General features: G+C 63.4%; 17 protein-coding genes. 6 read left to right on the top strand and 11 right to left on the bottom strand.

Going from position 1 to position 22,306, the window contains the following annotated elements:
- Positions 1-20: 20 nt before the first annotated feature.
- From LN047_RS02265 to LN047_RS02250, 4 genes are all read right to left on the bottom strand, one after another.
- Positions 21-935, bottom strand: a complete 915-nt coding sequence (locus LN047_RS02265; RefSeq protein WP_373981080.1) for a LysR family transcriptional regulator — start codon at positions 933-935, stop codon at positions 21-23.
- A 27-nt stretch (positions 936-962) separates the two neighbouring features.
- Positions 963-1,718, bottom strand: a complete 756-nt coding sequence (locus tag LN047_RS02260) for a GntR family transcriptional regulator (protein WP_373981079.1) — start codon at positions 1,716-1,718, stop codon at positions 963-965.
- Positions 1,719-1,729: 11 nt separating this feature from the next.
- Entirely contained in the window at positions 1,730-2,641 is a 912-nt protein-coding gene (locus tag LN047_RS02255; protein WP_373981078.1) for a fumarylacetoacetate hydrolase family protein, read from the bottom strand.
- A 67-nt stretch (positions 2,642-2,708) separates the two neighbouring features.
- Positions 2,709-3,833, bottom strand: a complete 1,125-nt coding sequence (locus LN047_RS02250) for a cupin domain-containing protein (RefSeq protein WP_373981077.1) — start codon at positions 3,831-3,833, stop codon at positions 2,709-2,711.
- A 229-nt stretch (positions 3,834-4,062) separates the two neighbouring features.
- On the opposite strand from LN047_RS02250, the gene LN047_RS02245 reads away from it, so the two are divergent.
- Positions 4,063-4,308: a hypothetical protein gene (locus LN047_RS02245; RefSeq protein ID WP_056327580.1), complete on the top strand. Its 246-nt coding sequence runs from the start codon at positions 4,063-4,065 to the stop codon at positions 4,306-4,308.
- Between the two features lie 115 nt (positions 4,309-4,423).
- On the opposite strand, the gene LN047_RS02240 is transcribed toward LN047_RS02245, so the two are convergent.
- The 3 genes from LN047_RS02240 to LN047_RS02230 form a co-directional block, all read right to left on the bottom strand.
- Positions 4,424-7,915, bottom strand: coding sequence for an autotransporter outer membrane beta-barrel domain-containing protein (locus tag LN047_RS02240; RefSeq protein WP_373981076.1), 3,492 nt, complete (start codon positions 7,913-7,915; stop codon positions 4,424-4,426).
- A gap of 378 nt (positions 7,916-8,293) precedes the next feature.
- Entirely contained in the window at positions 8,294-10,699 is a 2,406-nt protein-coding gene (locus LN047_RS02235) for an autotransporter outer membrane beta-barrel domain-containing protein (RefSeq protein WP_373981075.1), read from the bottom strand.
- Positions 10,700-12,013: 1,314 nt separating this feature from the next.
- Positions 12,014-14,935, bottom strand: coding sequence for an autotransporter outer membrane beta-barrel domain-containing protein (locus LN047_RS02230; protein ID WP_373981074.1), 2,922 nt, complete (start codon positions 14,933-14,935; stop codon positions 12,014-12,016).
- Between the two features lie 6 nt (positions 14,936-14,941).
- On the opposite strand from LN047_RS02230, the gene LN047_RS02225 reads away from it, so the two are divergent.
- Complete coding sequence (locus LN047_RS02225; protein WP_373981073.1) at positions 14,942-15,121, top strand: hypothetical protein; 180 nt, start codon at positions 14,942-14,944, stop codon at positions 15,119-15,121.
- A gap of 506 nt (positions 15,122-15,627) precedes the next feature.
- Entirely contained in the window at positions 15,628-16,095 is a 468-nt protein-coding gene (locus LN047_RS02220; protein WP_152383255.1) for a Rid family hydrolase, read from the top strand.
- A 7-nt stretch (positions 16,096-16,102) separates the two neighbouring features.
- Here the strand turns inward: LN047_RS02220 and LN047_RS02215 are convergent, their stop codons facing one another.
- The 4 genes from LN047_RS02215 to LN047_RS02200 all read right to left on the bottom strand — a co-directional run bounded on the left by LN047_RS02215 (position 16,103) and on the right by LN047_RS02200 (position 20,501).
- Positions 16,103-17,038, bottom strand: coding sequence for a LysR family transcriptional regulator (locus LN047_RS02215; protein ID WP_227741341.1), 936 nt, complete (start codon positions 17,036-17,038; stop codon positions 16,103-16,105).
- Positions 17,039-17,788: 750 nt separating this feature from the next.
- A complete protein-coding gene (locus tag LN047_RS02210) occupies positions 17,789-18,403 on the bottom strand; it encodes a hypothetical protein (protein ID WP_373981072.1) in 615 nt (204 codons plus the stop codon).
- Complete coding sequence (locus LN047_RS02205; protein ID WP_373981071.1) at positions 18,400-19,557, bottom strand: AAA family ATPase; 1,158 nt, start codon at positions 19,555-19,557, stop codon at positions 18,400-18,402. The genes LN047_RS02210 and LN047_RS02205 overlap by 4 nt, the downstream gene beginning before the upstream one ends.
- A gap of 554 nt (positions 19,558-20,111) precedes the next feature.
- Positions 20,112-20,501 carry a hypothetical protein gene (locus LN047_RS02200; protein ID WP_373981070.1) on the bottom strand — a complete coding sequence of 130 codons (390 nt, stop codon included), beginning with the start codon at positions 20,499-20,501 and terminating at the stop codon, positions 20,112-20,114.
- Positions 20,502-20,566: 65 nt separating this feature from the next.
- On the opposite strand from LN047_RS02200, the gene LN047_RS02195 reads away from it, so the two are divergent.
- From LN047_RS02195 to LN047_RS02185, 3 genes are read left to right on the top strand one after another with little or no spacing between them, the layout of a single operon-like run.
- The gene (locus LN047_RS02195; protein ID WP_373981069.1) at positions 20,567-20,998 is read left to right on the top strand and encodes a hypothetical protein; all 432 of its coding nucleotides are present in this window, start codon (positions 20,567-20,569) and stop codon (positions 20,996-20,998) included.
- Positions 20,999-21,007: 9 nt separating this feature from the next.
- A complete protein-coding gene (locus LN047_RS02190; protein WP_373981068.1) occupies positions 21,008-21,550 on the top strand; it encodes a hypothetical protein in 543 nt (180 codons plus the stop codon).
- Between the two features lie 2 nt (positions 21,551-21,552).
- Entirely contained in the window at positions 21,553-22,272 is a 720-nt protein-coding gene (locus LN047_RS02185) for a hypothetical protein (protein WP_373981067.1), read from the top strand.
- Positions 22,273-22,306 lie beyond the last annotated feature (34 nt).

Below are 22,306 nucleotides of genomic sequence, written 5' to 3'. Positions count from 1 at the left end.
ATCCAGTTTCCGCCCTGCCTCTATGCCTTGCGGTTGGCCGTCGCTTCCCAGGCGGCTTCCGCCAGGTCGGTAAGGCGCGCGCGCGGGCGATACAGGCGGACTTCAAAGGCGATCTCATCGCTACGGCCGCCCAGTGCAGCCAGCGCGCCGCGGCGGCAATCCGCCGCCACCATGGACCAAGGCAGCCACGCCACCCCCACGCCCTTGGCGACCGCGCCATGCGCCGCATCCAGGGAATCGCTGCGCATAAAGGGCGTCAGCGAGTACGGCATGGCTTCCAGCCGGTCCCCCACGATGCGCTCCATCGCCAGACCGCCGGTGTAGGTGATCATCGGCACGGGCGCCCCGCCCTGACGCAGCTGATAGCGCGGCTGGCCGCGTGCGTCCATCTGGCTGACCGGCACCAACTTGTCGGTCGTCAGCGTCATGTAGCGGTAGCGCGTGGGGCTGAGCGGCACGGACAGCACCGGATGCTCATAGCAGCACAACATGTCCACCCTGCCCTGTTCCAGCCGGATCACCAGGTCCTGCGTCTTGGCGGTGGACAGCTCCACCTGCGTGCCGTCGGTCAGCACCCGGGGCGTGCGGTGCCGCAGCCGGGCAATCCAGTCGGCCACCAGCGTGCGCGCCAGGCTGCGTCCCGTGGCGATCCGCAGCACGGCCTCGCCGCCCGCGCCGGAACTGCGGATGCGATGGCGGACCAGTCCCATCTGTTCGATCACCTGCGTGGCGGTCTTGAGCAGCGTCTCGCCTTCGGGCGTCAGCGTCACCGGCAGGCGCTGGCGGTCCACCAGCGGGGTGCCTGCCCACGCCTCCAGGGCGCGGATGCGCCGGCCGAAGGCGGGATGCGTGACGTGGCGCAGTTCCGCGGCGCGCACGAAGCTGCCGGTCTGCGCCAGCGCGATCAGGTCTTCCAGGAGTTTCAGGTCTGCCATGGACGACAAGCTTACGGCATCACGACGCTAGGCCGCGGCTTGGCCCTCGGGCTGGGTAAGGATGCGCTCGATGACCTGCGCCGTCTCGCGGTAGTGCGCGGCCAGCAGCGCGGCCGCGCGGCCGGCATCGCGCGCGACCGCGGCATCGAGCAGCGCGCGGTGCTCGTCGTCGACGTCGCGTTCATGGCCGTACGCCACGGCCTGGGCGCGCGCCGGCCGGCGATAGCGTTCCGTCTGCGCGTATAGCTGCGCGGACAGGTCCAGCAGCCAGGGCGAGCGGCAGGCGCCGATGAGCGCCTGATGAAACTCCTGGTGCCGGGCTTCCAGCGCGTCCTCGCGATCCGGGTCCAGGCCGGGCGCGGCGTCCGCCCGGCGGGCCGCCAGCGACAGCGCATGAAACGCCCCCACCAGCCGCGCCTCCCAGGCGTCGTCGGCGTTGGCCAGCGACCGCCGCAGCGCATCGCAATCGATCAGGATGCGGGTTTCGCAAGCATCGCGCATTTCTTCCACGGACAGCGGCGCGATCCGAAAGCCGCGCGACGTGGTGGTAAGCACCATGCGTTCGCTGCGCAACCGGTTCAGCGCCTCGCGGATCGGCGAAAAGCTGCCGCCGTAGCGCTGGCGCAGCAGTTCCAGCCGCAGCGACTGGCCCGGCGCAAACGCGCCGCGCATGATGTCGCGGCGCAACTGCCGGTAGATGTGTTCGGACAGCGTGATGTCTTCGACCCCAGCGGCGCCGTCAGCGGCCGCATCCTCGCGCGGGGCCTTGATTCTGGGTTTCAAGCGTTGTGCTCCTAGACGGCCACCACCGGATGGCGCAGCGTGCCGATGCCTTCCACGCAGGCCACGACCACGTCTCCCGGCCACAGGAATTCCTGCGGCTTGCGCCCGGCCCCCACACCCTCCGGCGTGCCGGTGGCGATGATGTCGCCCGGCTCCAGCGTGATGCCGGCGCTGATATCGGAAATCAAAAACGGCACCTTGAACAGCATGTGGCGCGTGTTCGAGCCCTGCTTCTTTTCGCCATTGACCGTCAGCCACAGGTCCAGCACCTGCGGATCGGGGATTTCGTCGGCGGTCACGATGCACGGGCCGAACGGCGCGTACGTGTCCTGCCCCTTGGAATAGATCCACTGCCCTGCCCGGCGGCAATCGCGCGCGCTCATGTCCAGCATCACGCTGTAGCCAAACACGTAAGACAGCGCGTCGGCCTCGGCCACGCGCGACGCGCGCCGCCCGATGATCACGGCCAGCTCCACTTCCCAGTCCAGTTGCTGCGTGATCCTTGCGTTGTGCTCGATGGCATCGCCCGGCCCGATCACCGTGGTGGGCGGCTTGGAAAATATCACCGGCTGCTTGGGCAGGTCGGCCGAAGTGTCCAGCGTGCGGCTGGATTCGGCCACGTGCTCCACATAGTTCAGCCCGATACCAAAGATGTTCTTGCGTGGACGCGGGATGGGCGCCAGCAGCTTCACGTTCTCCTGCGGCAGGGCCGTGCCCACCGGCCAGTTGCCGCGAAACGTGTCCAACAGGCGCGTCGCCTGCGTGACCGCCACCGGCCCCAGGTCGATGAACTCCAGCATGTCGCCGGGCAGGTCCACCCCGCCTTCCTGGCCCAGCAGGAACAGGTCGATCACATAGCCGTCCACGAGCGCGCCCAGGTGGGCGGCGGCGGTGGGATGGGCGCGAAAGGTCACGAGGCGCATCGGAAACTCCAGAAGGTCAAAGGGGGGTGGAACCGGCCGGCGCGGCGCGGCGTCATGCGTTCAGAAACTAGATCAGCTGTTGATGGCCGCCGTTGTCCTCTACCGCTTCCTCGCGGTACAGCGCAAGCGCGCGCATGACGGGCAGGTCGTTGAAACAGAAGAGGCACGCGTCATCGTTGAACGACAGGTTCGCGTGTTCGTGAATGGCCCAAGAAGGCACGCAGAAAATGTCGCGTTCGGTCCAGTCGTAACGCTTGCCGTCGATGATGGAAAACCCGCTGCCCTTGGCCACCTGATAAATGAAGCTGCCGGTGTGCCGGTGCGCCTGCGTGTGTTCGCCCGGGCGCAGCAACTGCATGCTGGCGCCGATGGTGGGCATGACCGCGCCGCCCGTTGCCGGATTCACGTATTCCAGCAGGATGCCATCGTAGGGACTGCCCGGCGCGGTGCGCGCATAGCGGCGCAGGGCCTCGTACGTAGGCTCCCATTCGTACTTGAATAGCGGGGAATACGGCTTGGTCCACCCGGACACCTGCGGCCGCAGCGCCACGCCGCCCCACGCGCCGCTGGTGTCGTCCACCGGGTGCGTGATGGTCTGGTTCAGGTCGGGATGCACGGCATAGAAACCGGCTTCCAGCGCATTGACCAGCGGAATGTCCAGGCCGTCCTGCCAGATGCAGGTCGTGCCGTCCTCGGCCACGCCATGCTCGTGCCACGTGCCGTTGGGCGTCAGCACAAAATCGTTCGCGCCCAGCGTCATCTTGTGGCCGTCCACCACCGTGTACGCGCCTTGCCCTTCCATGATGAAGCGCAGCGCCGAATGCGTGTGCGCGTGTGCGGTGGCCAGCTCGCCCGGCTTCATTACCTGCAATCCGGAATACAGCCAGCCCACCGCCGCGGCAACGTCCTGCCGGCCGGGGTTGTTCAGGTAGATCACGCGCCGGCCCGCCTCTTCGGGGGACACCAGCTCGGCGGAGCGCAACACATGACCGCGCAGGTCCCGGTAACGCCAGACCACGGGCACCGACGCCGACCGCGGCGCCCACGGCTCGATCTTGTTCGCCACCGTCCACAACGCGCCCGTCTCAAGCCGCGCCAGTTCCTGGTAGTAGGCCACCCGCTCCGGCGAGTCGGCCACATTGGCGCGGCCCGCGGTGTCCTCGCGGTAAGCGTCGTAGCGGTTCGCTTCCATGTCGTGCCCCTGGTTTTATAAAACGCCGAGGATTTTCGAAAATACTAAGCGCGCCACGAAGGGTGGGCAATGGGCAAGCGCTAGGGGTTTTCCTGCAATGCCGGCAAAGGCTGGCAACGCCACGCCGCGAAAATATCTGGACGACCTACGCAAAAATACTGTACAAAAACACAGTGCGACGTGATACATTTCGCTCGCCCGAAAAACTGTCGTCCAGGGGAGAATTCCTGTGTCAGAAGCTGCTCATCTCGTTCAGTACATCGTCGTTCCCTATCGCGCCGCCGCCAATGGCGTCGCCCCCGGGGAAATCCGTCCGGCCAGCAGCGAATTCGGAGCCATCCGCATCGCGAATTCCATGGCTTCCAAATTTGCAGGCGTTGCCGCCTACGAAGTGATGATCGACAAGGAAACCGGCGACATGGAATCGCCGCGCATCCTGATGCAGATCGGCACCGTGCCTTCACTGGACGACTAGCCAACGCAAATCGCCCGCCCCGCATGCATGCGGGGCGGGCGATTCACTGGCTTGGCGCGCCTTGCCAGCGCACCTCTGCGGGATCGGTCATCCGCAGAATCCTGATCTGCGAGCGCTAGAACAGATACTTGATCCCCATCGAGCCCCCCACTGCGCGCATGCCCGACGCGCCGCCCAATCCCTGCTCGGCGTTCAGTTGCACATTGACGAAGGTGTTCTTGCCGGCCCGACGGTCGTAGCCCGCCGATACCCCCACGCGCGATCCGTCCAGCTTGTTCTCAAAAGCAATGTCGCCTTGCGTCAGCGTCTGGTATTCGCTGGACGACTCCCCCAGCGTGTGCCGGTAACTCAGCATCAGCCAACCGTGGTTCCGCACGTCAACTTGTTCGCCCCAGGCTTTTGACAGCTTCAGGCTCACGCGCGAATGCAGCGCACGCGATGCCGGCAGCGCCACTTGGCCAATGTCGTCATCGCCGTCGCGCAACTTGACATGCTGAACCATCACCTGCGCCTGCGGTTCGAGTCGAAGCCCGCTGGACGCATCGCCAATGTCGAACGCCTTGCCGGCTTCAGCGGACAGCGCCGCGCCCCATCCCGACGTCTGCATCGACATGCCTTCCCTACCGTTCGATTCGGTCTTTACGCCATAGCGGCTGATCTGCGTGACGAAATCGGCGTACCCGCCCTTGCCGTCCATCATCGTGTAATACGCGCCCAGGCCATACATCGTCTGATCGCTGCGGCCGGCATTGATCGTCGATCGCGTGGAGGCCTGATAGTGATCCACGTTGGCGCGGGAAACCAATGCGGTGCCGAACACGCCCAGGCTGTCGCGGCGGATACCCTTGCTGGTCACGAACAGGTCCGTGCCCACCTGCAGGCCACCCAGCGTCGTGCGGCTTCCGACTTGCGACTGCAGGATGCCGCGCGAAGCGCCATCGCGGTCTTCCCAGCCCCCCAGCGTTCTGGCCCAGACGTATGGGTAGACCTTACGGGCCAGCGTTTCGGTCGCGCCCATGCGCTCATTGAAGGTGCCCACCGCCAACTCAGACTGCCTAAGGGCTTGGCCGCCCAGCTGCGAGTAAAGCGAGACCTCGGGGCGGACCTCGCTGATCAAGTACCAGTTGTTGGCAAGTTCCGGCGAGCCATCCTGCGCGCCATGCGTCAGCACATAGTGAAACGCGCCGGCCCGCGGGGCTTGTCCGGGCGTTTGCTGGAACGCATTGTCCGTGCTGGCGCCGGCCTTGACGACCAGAAAGCCGTTGCCGGCATAGGGATCCCCGAAGCCGCTGTCGGTGTTGAGCGTCAGGTTCGTCAGCCCCGTCGCCCCCGCATTCAAGGTCAGGTAATCCACGGTGCCGGCCGAGGTCGGGATCATGTGCAACTTCACTTCGCCGCCGCTGCCCACCAGGTTGTTGGCGGTGAACGTTCGTCCGATCGACGCGTTGGTCCCGTCCGCGGGCGGCGCAAACGCGACGCTGCCTTCAAGCCGAAGCTCTTTGACGGTGCTGAGGTTGTTGGCTTGCGCGGGGTTGAAATCATCCGTCAGGACGTTCCATTTGCTGGCTGCGTCGATGGAAAGATTCGGTCCATCCACCCAGCCATCCAGCGTGGCGCCGTGGGTCAGATGCAAATCGGCGCCGCCCGCCCCCACGACCCGGGCCACCGCATGATCGGCCTGGCCCAGCGACGTGCCATTGATGACCAGCGTGCCATTGTCCACCCGCGTCATGCCGGTATAGGAGAGCGGCCCGGTCAGCGTGGTGGTGCCGCCCAATTGATGCAGCTCTCCCGTGCCCGATATGGCATTGGAGAACCAACCGTCGCGTTGAGCTATCGCCAGGACGGCGTTGTTCTCGATCGCGCTCGCGCCCAGGGACCCGCCGTCGTAGAGCCCTCCAATGCCAAGGTGCAGCACGCCCTCTTCAATCACGACGGGGCCAGAAAATGCATGGTTGTCTTCGCTGATGAACAGTGTGCCAGCGCCCGTCTTGGTGAGCGTGCCCGAACCCGTGATATTCCCCCTCATATGCAGGTCCGGCTGCAACCCCGCTGGCAGATCAGGGCCTGCCGTACGGATCGCGCCGTCTCCCGCGAAATGCACGTCGCGATACATCTGCATGTGGCTATCCACTTGCAGCCCGCCGCCGTTGAAGGTGAGCAGGCCTTGCGGGTTGCCGAGGCTCTTATCGTGATCAATCGCGAGCCACCCGCCCGAGAGGGTCCAGGACGTCTGAACCGCCGGGTCGGTCCAGTCTGTCAGCTTCCACGTCCCGGCAGAGGTTTTCTCGAAGGCATTGAAGCCCAGATACTGCGCCGCCCCGGTCGCGCTGTTTCCGATCAGACGCACATCAAAGGCGTTGCTCTCGACATCCAAACGGGAGTCCCAGCCGCCATCAAGAACAAGCGTATTCTTGCCGCCGGATTCCGTGGCATCGACCAGGCCGATGATCTGGCTGTCCGGGTTGTCCCAGCCGCCCTGCCCCTTGATCACCAGCGTGGAATCGCGGGCGGTCGCGGCATATTTGATGGCGGTGTCCTGGTTCTCCGGCCCGTGCGATATCGTTCCCGTATTGATGATCACGGAGTTGGCGCCCGTGACGTAGACGCCGTGACCGCTCCTGCCGCCGGCGCCGCCCGCCGGGCCGCCCTCGTTGTAGCTGCCAGGCCCGCCGTTGCCGCCCGATCCGCCGGCCGCGCCGCCACCACCGCCGCCGCCGCCGTAACCGTCCAGGACGGCATCAATTTCATCCCGACTCAGCCCCAGCGCCAGCGCTTCGGCCGCTTCAGGGTTGGCAACGCCCCCGTCCACACCGGATTCGGCGCCGGTGACGCCGCCCACGCCGCCCACGCCCGAAACCTGGCTTTCGCGTAATGCCTGGCCCGGCGTTCCTCCGTGAGTGTATGTGCCACCGCCACCGCCGCCACCCCCAGCATATCCACTGGCCCCTGGGCCATGGCTATTGCCACCGCCGGGCGAACCATTGGCTCCCCCATGGCCGCCATCTCCGCCAAACGCCGAGCCGTTCGGGCCGCCAAAGTTCACGTCCGCGCCGCCGCCCCCGCCGCCCCCGCCGCCGCCGCCCACGCCTCCCGCGCCGTCACCGCCTCGACCGCCATTACTGACCGTGGTGGCATGAAAAGCGCCCCCGCCGCCGCCCCCACCGCCGCCGCCCTTGCCGCCGCTGATCGAGTAGCCGTCGTTCTGCAAGACCACGCCGTCGCCCGAGATCACGATGCCGTGCCCGCCATTGCCGCCCGTGCCTCCCGCGCCGCCCACGACGCCGCCGCGTCCACCGCCCCCGCCGCCGCCACCGCCGCCGCCCGGGGCCCCTTCGATGTCGTCATAGGTCGTATAAGACGTTGTGATGTCCAGGGCGGTAATGCCATCCCCGCCGTCCCCGCCCCTGCCGCCATTGGCAGCCCCGCCCACGCCGCCCGTCCCCGCCTCACCGATGATCAGGGCGTGTGCGGTGGGATGGGACACGCCCAGAGAGATCAAAGACAGGCCAAAACAGAGCTTGAGCGCCATGCCGCGCGCTTTGTCGATTCGATTTCGAGCCGAATCCGCATGTCGCAACGCCAAGCAAGAATCCGTGTGCATCATTGGTTCATCCTGGGTGTGGATTCACGCGCGGCTTCACGAATTTCGATTACACCCGGCGCGTAGCCGCGCCAGGCAAAATCATCTGCTTGAGGTTTCAAGAACGTGGAACACCGGGCTTGCCGGCTACGCGCGGAATAATCCGGTTAATCACATCGCGCGACGTGGACTGCGGGTGTTGAGCGCTTGCTGGAATCCTCTCGTCGGCGCGATCAGTGTTCCGTACGCGCCTTGGATTCGCCGAGAGTACGTTTACTCAGTTGGCTCGCAAGCGGCCAAAATCATCACCGGCCCTCGTAGAATCCGACTGATCCGAGAGCGGCCGACGCCAGCACGTCGGCCGCTACAGGGTGGGTCATGCAAGACGCGGACCCGCGAACGCTAGAACAGGTGCTTGATCCCCAACGAGCCACCCACCGCGCGCAAGCCCGACGCGCCGCCCAAGCCCTGCTCGGCGTTCAGCTGCACATTGACGAACGTGTTCTTGCCCGCCCGCCGGTCATAGCCTGCCGACAGTCCCACACGCGATCCGTCCAGTTTGTTCTCGAAGGCAATGTCGCCTTGCGTCAGCGTCTGGTATTCGCTGGACGACTCCCCCAGTGTGTGCCGGTAACTCAGCATCAGCCAGCCGTGGTTGCGCGCATCGTCCTGCTCGCCCCAGGCTTTTGACAGCTTCAGGCTCACGCGCGAATGCAGTGCACGCGATGCCGGCAGCGCAACCTGACCGAGGTCATCATCGCCGTCGCGCAGCTTGACGTGCTGGACCATCACCTGCGCCTGCGGTTCGAGTCGAAGCCCACTAGACGCGTCGCCAATGTCGAACGCCTTGCCGGCCTCGGCCGACAGTGCCGCGCCCCATCCCGACGTCTGCATCGACATGCCGTCGGCGCCGCTCGATTGGGTCTTCACGCCATAGCGGCTGATCTGCGTGACGACGTCGACGTACCCGCCCTTGCCATCCATCATCGTGTAATACGCGCCCAAGCCATACATCGTCTGGTCGCTGCGGCCGGCATTGATGGTCGATCGCGTGGAGGCCTGGTAATGATCCACGTCGGCGCGCGAAACCAATGCAGTGCCGAACACGCCCAGACTGTTGCGGCGGATGCCCTTGTTGGTCACAAAGAGGTCCGTGCCCACCTGCAGGCCCCCCAGCATCGTGCGGCTTCCCACTTGCGACTGCAGAATGCCGCGCGCCGCGCCATCGCGGTTCTCCCATCCGCCCAGCGTTCTGGCCCAGGCATACGGGTACACCTTCCGAGCCAACGTTTCGGTCGCGCCCATGCGCTCGTTGAAGGAGCCCACCGCCAATTCGGACTGCCGCAGCGCTTGCCCGCCAAGCTGCGAGTAAATGGAGACCTCGGGGCGGACCTCGCTGATCAGGTACCAGTTGTTGGCAAGTGCCGGCGAGCCATCCTGAGCGCCATGCGACAGCACATAGCGAAACGCCCCGCCCCGCGGCGCCTGGCCGGGCGTCAGCTGAAACGCGTTGTCCGTGCTGGCGCCCGCCTTGACCACCAGAAAGCCGTTTCCATGGAGCGGATCGCCGAAGCCGCTGTCGGTGTTGAGCGTCAGATTCGTCAGCCCCGTCGCCCCCGCGTTCAAGGTCAGGTAATCCACGGTGCCGGCGGAGGTTGGAATCATGTGCAGCTGCACTTCACCGCCGCCGCCCGCCAGATTGCTGGCGGTGAACGTGCGACCGATGGCATCGTTGGTCCATTCTGCGGGCGGCGCAAAGGCGACGCTGCCTTCAAGCCGAAGTTCGTTGACAGTGCTGAGGTTGTTGGCTTGCGCGGGGTTGGAAGCGGGGTTGGAAGCATCGGTCAGGATGTTCCATTTGCTGGTCGCGTCGATGGAAAGATTCGGTCCATCCACCCAGCCATCGAGCCGTGTGCCGTTGGCCAGGCCGAGGCCGGCATCGCCCGCCCCCACGACCCGGGCAACCGCAAAGTCGGCGTGACCCAAGGACGTGCCATCGATGACCAGCGTGCCGTTGTCCACCCGTGTGATGCCGGTGTAGGTGAGCGGCCCGGTCAGCGTCGTCGTGCCCGAACCGGCCTGCCACAGCTCGCCCGTACCCGATATGGCATTGGACAGGATGACCGCGTCGGCGCGGTCTATCGCCAGGGCGGCGTTATTCTCGATCGCGCCCGCTCCCAACGATCCGACGGCCTGGCCCGCGCCCAATTGCAGCACGCCATCGTCGATCAGCGTTGCGCCGGCGAAGGCATTGTCGCTGCCGATGATCCACGTCCCGGCGCCGGTCTTGGTAAGCGAGCCCGATCCGGTGATCGCGCCCTCCATCACGGAGACCGTGCCGTCCGCCGTACGTATCGCGCCGTCTCCGACAAACTGCATGTCGCGTTGCGTCGTCATACTGGCATCCAGTTGCAGCCCGCCGCCATCAAACGTGAGGGCGACGGCGGCATCGCCCAGGCTGGCGTCGTCGGCAATCGCGAGCCACCCGCCCGACAGCGTCCAGGGCATGAGCGCCTGGCTTGGCGTACCCGTCAGCGTCCAGGTTCCTGCCGAGGTCTTTTCGAAGGCATTGAAGCCCAGGTATTGGGCCTGCGCACCGCTTCCGATCAGACTGACGTCAAAGGCCAGCGCCGAGCCGCCATCCAGCCTGAACGTGTTCTTGCCGCCGGACTCCGTGGCGTCGACCAGGCCGTTGATCTCGCTGCCGGCTTGCAGGACCAGCGTGGAATCGTGGGCGGTCGCCGCATACTTGATGGCAGTGTTCTGGTTCGCCGGCCCCTGCGAGATCGTGCCCGAATTGATGATCACGGAGTTGGCGCCGGTGACGTGGACACCGTGACCGCTGTTGCCGCCGGCGCCGCCCGGGGGGCCACCGGAGAATGTGGTGCCCGCCCCGCCGGCGCCGCCCGATCCGCCAGCCGCCCCGCCGCCTCCACCGCCCCCGGCCCAAATTGCTGTGTCCGCTATGCCACCATCGACGCCGGCCTCACCGCCAGCGATACCGCCTGATCCGCCTACACCCGGAATTGGGCTGGATAATCCATCGCCCTGCGACCCGCCGTTGGTGTAGGTGCCGCCGCCACCCCCACCGCCACCTGCATACCCCGGATTACCGCCACCCGGCATACCATCTTCTCCCCCATTGCCGCCATTGCCGCCGTAGCCCGTTCCATCGATCCCGCCGGGGTTGATATCCGCCGCGCCGCCGCCGCCGCCCCCACCGCCGCCACCAGTCCCCCCCGCGCCGTCACCACCGCGGCCGCCGTCGCTGACAATGTTCTGACTGAAACTACCGCCGCCCCCGCCTCCACCGCCCCCCCCCTTGCCGCCGCTAATAGAGTAGCCGTCGTTATGCAAAACCACGCCATCACCCGAGATCACGATGCCGTGCCCGCCATTGCCGCCCGCGCCACCTGCGCCGCCCACATAGCCCCCTTGCCCGCCTCCGCCCCCCCCGCCCCCGCCTCCGCCGGGCTCCCCTTCAATGTCGTCATAGGTCGTATACGACGTGGTGAGATCCAGGGCGGCAAAGCCATCCCCGCCATCGCCGCCATTGCCGCCATTGGCAGCCCCACCTGCGCCGCCCACCCCCGCCTCGCCAACGATCAAGGCGCGTGCGGCCGGATGCGGGGACATGCCAAGAGAGATCAGAGACAGGCCAAAACAAAGCTTGAGCGCAATACCGCGCGCCTTGTCGGTTCGATTTCGAGTCGAATGTTCATGTTGCAACGCCAAGCAAGAATCCGTGTGCATCGTTGGTTCATCCTGGGTGTGGATTCACGCGCGGCTTCACGAATTCGATTGCACCGGGAGCACAGGGGACGCTCCAGGCAGAAACGTGATCTTGATCTCGCAAGAACGTGGAACACCGGGGCTGCCGGTTGCGCGTTTGAGTAATCCGGTTAATCACATCGAGCGACGGCGGCGAGCTGAAAAGCGTTAAAGCCCGTGTCGTCGGTGTGTCAGATTCTCTTTATGCGTCCCGGCTTTACCCAGAGTAGGATTACTCGGAATGCGCGACAGTCTTCATAAGAATCAGTTGCCGTGGAAAATCAGACGATCGCTATGGCGCATGTTCCAAGACCGTGCCAGCGATCCGGCGGGTCTCTTCATGCAAGGTCGCTAAAACAGATACTTCACCCCCAACGAGCCGGCCACCGCCCGCAATCCTGACGAGCTGCCCAAGCCCTGTTCGGCCTGCACTTGCACATTGACGAAGGTATTCCTGCCCACGCGCCGGTCATAGCCCGCCGCCAGGCCGACGCGCGATCCATCCAGATCGTTGTCGAATGCGATATCGCCCTGCGTGGCGGTGGGATACGAACTGGAGGAGCTTCCCAGCGTGTGGCGGTAGCTCAGCATCAGCCAGCCGTGGCTTTGCGTCTGGGCTTGCTGGCCCCAGACTTTCGATAGTTTCAGACTCACACGCGAATGCAGCGCGTTCAGTCCCGGCAGGGCAACTCGGCCCACGCTGTCTTCAGCGTCACGCAATTTGACGTGCTGGACCATCACCTGGGCTTGCGGCTCAACGCGCAGACCGCGGCCGTCGCGAATATCGAAGGCCTTTCCGGCCTCGGCAGAAAGCGCGGCGCCCCATCCAGATGTCTGCAGGGACGTGCCATGCGCACCGCGCGATTGCGTCTTCACGCCATACCGGCTGACCTGTCCGACGAAATCGGCGTAACCGCCCTTGCCGTCCATCAACGTGTAGTAAGCGCCCAGGCCATACAGGGTTTGATCGCTGCGGCCGGCATCCACCGTCGATCGCGTGGATGCCTGATAGTGCGACACGTCGTTACGGGAAACCATTGCCGTACCAAACACGCCCACGCTCTGGCGGCCGATACCTTTGCTGGCCACGAACAAGTCCGTTCCCACCTGCAGCCCGCCCAACCGCGAATCCACGGCGACATTCGCTTGCCGGATCCCTTGAGGCGCGCCATCCCGGCGTTCCAGGACGCCCAGCGACCGCGCCCAGACATAGGGGTAGACCGTTCGCGCCAGCGTTTCGGTCGCTCCCATCCGTTCGTTGAACGACCCCACCGCCACCTCGGACTGCCGCAAGGCCTGATTGCCCAACTGCGAGTAGATGGACACCTCGGGACGGATATCGCTGAATAGATACCAGTTGTTGGCCAGATCCGCTGCGCCGTTTCTCGCGCCTTGCACCAACCCGTAATTGAATGCGCCCGCCTGCGTGGGTTGTCCGGGGGTTTGTAGAAACGCGTGGTCGGTGCTGGCGCCGGCCTTGACCACCAGCAACCCGTCGCCGGCCAACGGATCTCCGAAGCCGCCCGGCGTGATGAGCTTCAGGTAGGTCAACCCCGTGGCGCCCTGGGTCAGCGTCAGGTGATCCGCGGCGCCGGTCGGGTTCACGTGCAACTGCACTTCGCCACCGGCGCCCACCAGGTTGATGGCGGTGAATGTGCGGCCGGCTTGATTGTTCGCCGCATCGGAGGGCGGCGAAAAGGCGATGCTGCCAGCAAGCTGAAGTGCGTTGACCCTGCTGAGGTTGATGTCCTGCGCGGCGGTAGCGGCATCGGCCAGGACGTTCCATCGGCTCGTCGCATCGATGATGAGGTTCGGTCCGTCCATCTGGCCGTCAAGCCTGGCGCCGTTCGCAAGGCTCAATGTCGCATTGCTGGCGCCTGCAACGCTGGCGGCCGCTTGATCGGCCTGGCCCAGGGCCGTGCCATGGATGACCAGCATGCCCTCGTCGACACGCGTAACGCCGGTATGGGTGAGCGGCCCCGCCTGCGTAATGTTGCCCGATCCGCTTTCGCTGCCCAGGATGATCCATGTGCCGGAACCTGTCTTGGTGAGGCTGCCTGCGCCGCTGATCGTTCCCTGCATCACGGACACCGTGCCGGCGGCCGTGTGGACCGCGCCATCACCGCGCAACTGAAAATCGCGCTGCGACGACATGCTGGCGTTCAGTTGCAACCCGCCGCCGTCAAAGACAAGGCCGCCAGCTACATCCCCCAGCGCGGCGTCGTCCGTGATCGCAAGCCATCCCCCGAGAAGCGTCCAGGGCGTAAGCGCCAGTGAGGGCGACCCCGTCAGCGCCCACATGCCGTCAGACGTCTTCTCGAATGCGTTGAAGCCCAGATACTGACCCTGCGCGCCGTCGCCAATCTTGCCAACGTCAAAAGCCAGCGCGGCCCCGCCATCGAGGATCAGCGTGTTCCTGCCGGCCGATTCGGTGGCGTCGACGAGGCCTTGAATCACGCTGCCCTCCCGGAGCATCAAGGTCGCGTTGCTGGCGGTCCCCGCATACTTGATGGCGGTGTCCTGGTTGACGGGCCCCGCCATGATGGCGCCCGAGTTGATGATGACGGAATCGGCTCCCGTGACGTAGACAGCATGATTGCTGCTGCCGGCACCACCGCCGCCGTTCAAATCGAGACGCGTGTACTGTCCGCCGTCGCCCCCCGCGCCGCCCGGCGCGCCTCCGCCCCCTCCGCCGGGTGCAAAACCTTCGTACGGCTGGGCATCATCTCCGTTCACGCCAGACGCCCCGCCGGCAGTACCGCCCGGTCCGCCCACCCCTTCACTCAGCACTGGCCACACGTCCTGGCCTGCACTCCCACCGTTGATGGATGAGCCGCCGCCACCGCCACCGCCGCCCGCCCAGGAGACACCGATGGGACCACCGCCCCCCACGAGGCCATCTTCTCCGCCGTGGCCGCCGTCTCCTCCGAAGCCCGTCCGGATATACGCCCCGCCTCCCCCGCCCCCGCCGGCGGCGCCGCCTGCGCCCGTCGAGCCGTCGCCACCGCGACCACCATCCGCTTCCACAGAGAAATGGAAGGTGGAGCCGCCGCCTCCGCCGCCGCCACCGCCCTTGCCGCCGCGGATCGACCAGCCGTCGTTGTGCAATACCACCGCGTCGCCTGAGATGACGATGCCGGCCCCGCCGTTCCCACCGGCCCCGCCAGCGCCGCCCATGGAATGGCCGTGCCCGCCGCCACCGCCTCCGCCGCCGCCGCCGCCGGCCCCGCCTTCCACGTCGCCGGCCGTGGTGTACGAGGTCGTAAGGTCCAAGGCGGCATGGCCATCTCCACCGTCGCCGCCGCGCCCCCCATTGGATGCGCCTCCCTGGCCCCCAGCCCCCGACGCGCCAACGATCCCGCCAGCGGCAACGGCAGGGTGCGGCACGTCGACGGAGAGCAGCAGCAGGCCAAAGCAAAGCTTGATCGTGTTTATTCGGGTTTTGAGAAACGGCGTTGAATCGGCACGTCGCAGCGCCGCGCGGGAATCCACGTTCATCGATCAGATCATCCTGGGGGGTCGGATTCACGCGCAGGGACTTTTCGTTCCGCCTGGAATGCAAGTGACGCTGCCCGGGCAATTGACCGCTTGCGCGTGAATATCCGTTTGTTCACGTTGAACGACGGCGCTGGGCCACAGCGTGTTGGCGCCCAGTTCGTCGGTGTGATCGATTGTGTTTAGACAGTCGGCATTTACCGAGAGCACTATTACTCCGATGGCGTGACCGATTTTTCAAACATCAACGGACGCATCGAAATCCGACAGATCGCCATTGCGTTCGAATCGTTGCCGTGCCAGCCATCCGGACAGGAGGCCATCGACCGATCAGGCGTCATCCGGGCGCGGGAAGGAGTGCAAATTTGCACCGTTTCGGCGCAATAATGCGCTCACGCGTTTTCATTGCGTAGTTACGCTGGAGCCTTCTGATACCGAACTTCGTTTCCCCAACCTCCCAGGAGAAAACCATGACGACGCAATCGAATCCACTCGAAAAGAAAACCGCCTATTGGGGCGTGCCGTGGGAAGACGCTTATGGATATGCGCAGGCGGTGCAGGTGGGCAACGAGATCTACGTGTCGGGCCAGCTCAATCACGACCAGGATGGCAACCTGATCGCGCCGGCCGAACTGGACGACCAAGGCAAGCCGCGTAACTTCTCCACCATGGAAGCGCAGATGCGTGCGACCTACGAGAACCTGGCGGCCTTGCTGGGCAAGTTCGGCGCCACGCTGGATAACGTCGTGGAAGAAACGCTGTACGTCTTGGACGTCGATGCCGCCTTTGCGGCGGCGGGCAAGGTGCGCAAGGCCGCCTACGGCACCGATCGTCCCCAGGTCGCGAGCAACCTGATCGGTGTCTCCCGGTTGGCGATGCCCGCGCAGTTGATCGAGATCGCCTGCAAGGCGGTGCTGCGTCCTCGCACTGCCGTTTGAGGAACCATCAGGTCCTTGACGGGGGCCGCGCCTGGCGGCCCTCGATCAAGGCCTTGTGCTTGGCCACGGCCGCGGCGCAAAAACGCATGAAGATCTGAACGCGCCGTGAGCGCCGGATGTCGGGATGGGTGAGCAGCCAGAGTTCATCCGCAAGCTCGGGCACGACAGGACCCACGCGCACCAGGTCGGCCATCGTGTCTCCCAGCATGCAGGGCAGATAGCCCACCCCAAGCCCCGCGGCGATGCCCGCGCCGACGGCGGCGACCGAATCGGATCGGTACGCGATATTCGCCGGCGCAACCCGGCCTTCAATAACGCGAGCGGCCTTCAATCCAGCCAGTCCGCCCGCGTAGGACACCCAGCTCAGGTCGTGAATGCGATCCGCGGCAGGCGCCTTGCGCCGAAACTGTTGCGCGCTTCCGTAAGGCGCCCACGCGATGCCTGCCAGCTTGCGCCCGACCCAGCTCTGCGGCGGCCGTTGGGTGGCTCGTAGCGCGATGTCCGACTCGTCCCGGGCAAGGTCCAGCGTGTCGTTCCCGACCAGGACCTCAATCGACAGCGAGGGGTGGGCTGCCCTGAATTCGGCAATGATGGGCGTCAGGAAATACAGCAGCAGCGAGTCGCTGGTGGCAACCCGAAGCGTGCCTTGCGGGTCATGCGTGGAACCGGAAATGCGGCGAGCCACACTTACAACATCGAGTTCGACACGCTCGCTCAGCGCGCGAAGCTCCATCCCTTCGGCGGTCAGCTTGTAGCCTGCGCGCCGCCGGTCAAACAAGGCAACGCCTAGCGCAGCCTCGGCCTGCGCCACGCGGCGCGATACCGTCGAGGCATTGATGCCGAGCTTTTCGGCCGCCAAGGACCGATTGCCGCAATCGCTCAACACTTTGACGATGCGCAGGTCATCCCATGACAATGTGTTCGGCGCGGCGGCGTTGTCCAAGACGAGGCTGGTCGCAGACGCGGGAAGGGCTTTGGCAGGTTTTGGCGGCGCCATGATCGGCAGATGTTCTTACGTGGACGTGAGACGTAAGCGTAAAACGTAAGCGCCCATCGCAGGCGTCAAATCAAAGCGCTGAACGGAAAGGATGCTTAACGCCGTGAAAAGCGCTTAGGCACAGAGAATGCGCATAACCGAATCCTCATAACCGAACGGCGCGTAAACAAAAGGCCCCTATGAAGGGGCCCTGGAAAACGCACAGCTTGTCTGGATTGGCGCGCTCGACAGGAATCGAATCTGTACACACGCAAATTAGCACCAATTAACGCGCAATTTGGCAGAAGATGCGGCCACGTTTGACGCATAGCGTCGCGCTACTTGGCGTGTTTGGGCCCAGAAACGGGCACGCCCGTCGTTGATCTTCTCGGCGCGCCGCAGAGCTTGTGGACCCACATGCAAGAAATGATCGCATCCTTCGTATGTCCTTAGTTGCCCGAATATATACGGGACCAATCAGTCGTAATCCCCCGAAACACATGGCAATTTCGTCAACCATGGCTGTGTGGTGTTACGTATGCTCGCGCGACGTAATTGGGCTGTGCCAGCGCGCCGCGGGCATGTGTGCGATGGGTAGAGATCTGGGAAGGCCTCAGCACGGCCTACTTGATCGGTTCGGCATAGTTAACAGCTTCAGTCACTACACGTCGCCGCAAACGTCGGATTTCGCTTAAGCGCCCAGTAAGTGAGACCCGATCACCGCCTCTCGTTGTTCGCAAGTACGGCGGTCAGCCTCGGAAGAATCCGAGCCAAGCTGGGCGACCGCTCAATAGCTCGTTCAATGTGCCAGTGCTCCCCGACAAACTCGGCTAGGCGCAAGTTGTACCCTAAGCCGACAAGCGATTTAGATCCTCGAGGAGCCAGCATCTCTTCGCGCAAATCTCTATTTTTTCCACGCGCGATCAATCCTAGAAGTGTCCTTTTCGGATCTGCAACTTCGTCCGGTTGGCGGGGAAACAGCGCCTGGTTGATGCTGGCAAAGCGAGCGAAACCAACGTCATCCGCAAGAATCCACGCCTCAGCCTCTCTGACGGCTAACCGCATTAAAAGCCGTTCATGCGCTCCTCGGGGCAGCCAAGCATTGCGCTGTTCCACCACACACGAGGCCTGATCTGCATCAGCGATCATCAAAACCGGCATGATCTTTTCGGCAACACGGTTCATGGCGGAGATCTTCTTCTTAAACGGATCTGCTCCTCCGGCAACCAATCGCTGTGAAATCGTTGTTTCGATCCCCGTGTGGCGGACCAGTGCCTCCCCGACCGAACAACACAGGTCATCCTCCCCGACGATGAAAATGGTATCGCTCATAGGAACAGACCCAATTGGTCAACTCCTTGTGGCCGAGTCTTAGGCAGGAGCACATCTGCGGGCGAAAGCCCTTCCTGCATCAGCGCTAGCTCAGTAGTATTAGCAATTCTGGCGAGCGTACCGTCGGGCGCAGGCTCAAGCAAGATGATTGCGCGACCGTCCAAAGGATTACCTAGAAGAGCCTCACTATGAGTAGTAATAATCACCTGTCGACCGAATGCTTTCTGCTTGCGAAGCACTCTATCGATCATCAACGGAATATGGGCAACAATCGCATCATTCAAGGACAACTCCGGCTCCTCCAGCAGCAAAAGGGAATTGCTCTCCTGGAGCATCCAAAGAAGACCAAGCAGGCGTAACGTTCCGTCGGAAAACTGATCCTCGCGCTGCCACGCTCCATGTGTGCGCCAATGTTGATAGGACGCCATAAGATGTGGGAGCCCAGTAATCTTGTCCTGTTCGAACCTGAGCTGATTAAACTGCGGAACTGCCTTCTCGAGAGACTGCTGAATACGTCGCAGCCGCGCATCGCGCGTCTTCTGAGGTGTTTTAGCGATCCGCTGCAAGAGCCCCTGCCCGAAGGGATCGCCTTCCACTATTCGGCTGGCGATCTCCGAGTGCTTCAACAACTGGGGGACGAGATGGAGATAAGTTGTCTCGCTGAAGAAATCCGCCACATCACGAAATTGCGTATTCGAGTTAATCTGTTCAATAGCCGTTTGCGTGCGACGCAATACGTCCTTGCCGTCTTCTTTATCAGGTCGACGGAGCACTGGTTCTGATCGACCCGCGCGCGTGACAATTTCACGCGTAACTAGAACGCGATGCAAGCCTTTGCCTTCCGGCTTGAATGCGAGTGTGTATTCCCATATCGCTGGTGAGTCCGCCTCTTCCGAAATTTCGACATGAATCTCGATTTCATTGTCCGTACGGGCTTGCAAACAACGCAGCTTCTTCAGGCCTCCACGATCTTCAATGGCTTTCTGCAGCCCCCCTCCGGCAGGCCTGCATATATCGCGAAGAAACCGAAACACATCTAGCAGATTTGATTTACCAGATGCGTTTGCGCCTATGATGTAGGTGCGACTTCGAAGAGGAATATCAAGATTTTTGAAGTTTCGCCAGTTCTTCAACTTCAATCGCGTGATGAGCATGAGGGTTCCGAGATCAGGTGGCAAACGAGATGGACCAGAACGCCATCTCGGACAAGTTCAATCTGCGGCCAGTTTACTGCCCGGGGCAAAATTCCGTATGGATCGATGAAGCGAGCTGCATTTCAGTCGCGCCCGTACCACGTTTAAGTGGCGATGCAAGGCGATCCAAGCAGGAAGGGCCGACATCGCGCCATGCGGCGGCCTTGAGCTACTAGCTCAACGGGCCACACTTCTAGCTAGGCGAATCGCCCCGACTTTCGTGGACACGCCGATGCCACACAATTTTGGTCACACGAAATGCATAGGGGGCAAAGAACCAAGATGATGCACAACCTGCCGCATCCGAGCGAAATTCTCTAAGAAACGTTTTTGCCCCCCTCGATTTAAGTGTGCCCGTAAGGTGTTGTAACCAAACTGGCTCCACCCCCAGTGGTAGAGCTGTTCTTCTCTCTCTGCTCCGTTAGGCCATCCGGCCTCCAGCGAGCGATCAATAGCTGATGTCCACCTCTTTGCCGACGAATCGCAGATGATCGGGAACGCTCATCCGGCCCGCGTCATGCGCGATTGCAGCGCTGTTCGCCACGAGTTGGTAAATCTTGCCACCCTCGACAGCAAGAATGGCGCCCCGATACGTACGTCGCGCCAACTTCAGCGGGCTGCACTTCCGCTGGCGTCGTACCACGCCACAATGTTCCGCCGATAACGAGGGTCAAATCCTTGCTGGCGCCGTGTTGCTGCAGCTGATCGATGGCCTCGGCTATGGGCATGACGTCGTAGGTGGTTTGTTCGAAGTCGCTCACGTGGTGCCCAAGGCGTGTCTTGAGAAGCGCTTGGCCCTGGACGTCGACCGCCAGTAAGGTGACAACCTCGATCGCGTTCTCGTCTAGCGGCGACGGGTTTAAAAAGTCCTTCCGAACCACCGGTGTAGGCACGGTTTCTCGCATGACCGGGTGGTTTTCGAAATTTCGGCAGTCATCGAAGACGCCTATGTCGATATCGCCTACTCACCATGGAAAAGAAACACTCAACACAGTCCGGCTTTCAAACTACCACTGTTCAGCGGCTAAACAATCTCGCGGACACGAGCCGAAAGGCCAAGCTTCGGGCATTTCTGCCGACCCTGGACGCGCTGCAAAGACAGGGCGTCTCTTATAGCGAGATGGCAGAGGCTCTCGCCACGGAAGGGTACGCATTGAAGGCCGAATCTGTTCGGAAGGCTCTTATTCGTTGGAGAAAGCGCCAAGTCGGCCCGCCATCCACCAATCCAGCATCAACGACACCTACACCGGACCATGATTCCGGCGCCACTTCACACTCCGCTCCTCCGGCGAATCCTTCGGTAACGCCAACGATTACGACCAAAGCCGACTTGGTTCGACTTCGCAGTGCTTCGGATCCCATTGACCTCAACGAACTGGCCGAAATCGGCCGAAGAAAATAGGCATATCCCATGAAAATCGCAACCGTCAATTACTCTGGCTCCGTCGGCAAAACCGTCACCACCAGTCACCTGCTTGCACCCCGCATTCCAGAAGCCGAGATCATCGCCGTCGAGTCAACCAACGAAAGCGCGGCTGACCTTGGCCTCGCTGTTGAACAGCTGCGCGGCGGCCAGTTCGGCCGGCTCTTCCGCAAGTTGCTGATGGCCGAAGCAGCCATCGTGGACGTCGGCGCCTCCAACATCGAGGACTTCCTGGCCGAGCTGGTGAAGTATGACCAGGCGCACCTGGAGATCGACTATTACGCCTGTGGTCCCCTCGGGCAAAAGCATAGAGGGAGACGATCAAGACCGTCCAGGTTCTCGCACAGATGGGTGTGCCGGCAGACCGTGTGCGCGTACTCTTCAATCGCGTCGATTCCGACGTCCGAGAGGAGTTCGCAGCCATCTTTGGCTACGCAAAGCAATCCGGCGATCTCCGCGCCAATCCTGAAGCGGCGACCATCGCCGATCGATATGCCGCTCTCAGTGCTGACGAGCGACACGAGACGCTGATCGTGACGGGTACGAACAAGTCTCGCAACGCCCTGAACGAGGCGGTTCTCCAAGCCATGGGTCTGGGTGGGCGGGGTTTCGAGTTCAAAGTCCTCACGAGGCGTGACACCACGCAGGCCGAGCGGCGTGTGGCGTCGTATTACTTCGTTGATGACGTCATTCAACCAGAACGCGACTACAAGTCCGGCAACTTGCGCGAAGGTGAGATGTACCGAGTCATCGGTACGGCGACAGAGCGGCCCCGTGATTTGGTGGTCGAGCGCGTCGTAACCAAAGAGCGAACCCAATTCAACCCAGCGCGAGCTACGAAGCTCTCCGTATACCAGCCAGTCGAAGCCGAGCTCGCTGCAGGAGATCTGGTTCGTGTCACTCGCAACAATGCCAAGCTCGACCTAGTGAACGGTGGCCGCCTCAGAGTGTCGGCCGTTACACCCACGACCGTCACCATCGAGGGCGGCGGTCGGCGGTTGACGTTGGATGCAGGATCACCTTTGCACCTTGATCGCGCCTATGCGGCGACAAGCCACAGCGCCCAAGGACTGACATGTGATCGCGCTTTCATCAATGGCGAGAGCTTTAGCCGAACGACGCAGCGAGACGTCTATTACGTTGCGATTTCGCGCGCTCGTCATGAAACGGAGATCTTCACAAACAATGCCAGTCGGCTTGCCAAAGCTGTTGATCGGCAGGAAGAGAGTAAGCGCCCGGCAAACCCATATTGAACGCCGAAGTTGTCCCCGATAGTGTCCACCACTT

Origin of the sequence: Achromobacter sp. JD417 (assembly GCF_041879325.1) — a bacterium.
GTDB classification, from domain to species: Bacteria; Pseudomonadota; Gammaproteobacteria; order Burkholderiales; family Burkholderiaceae_B; genus Achromobacter; species Achromobacter mucicolens.
The sequence above is the reverse complement of the archived record's forward strand: the minus strand, read 5'-3'. Positions and strand labels throughout refer to the sequence as shown.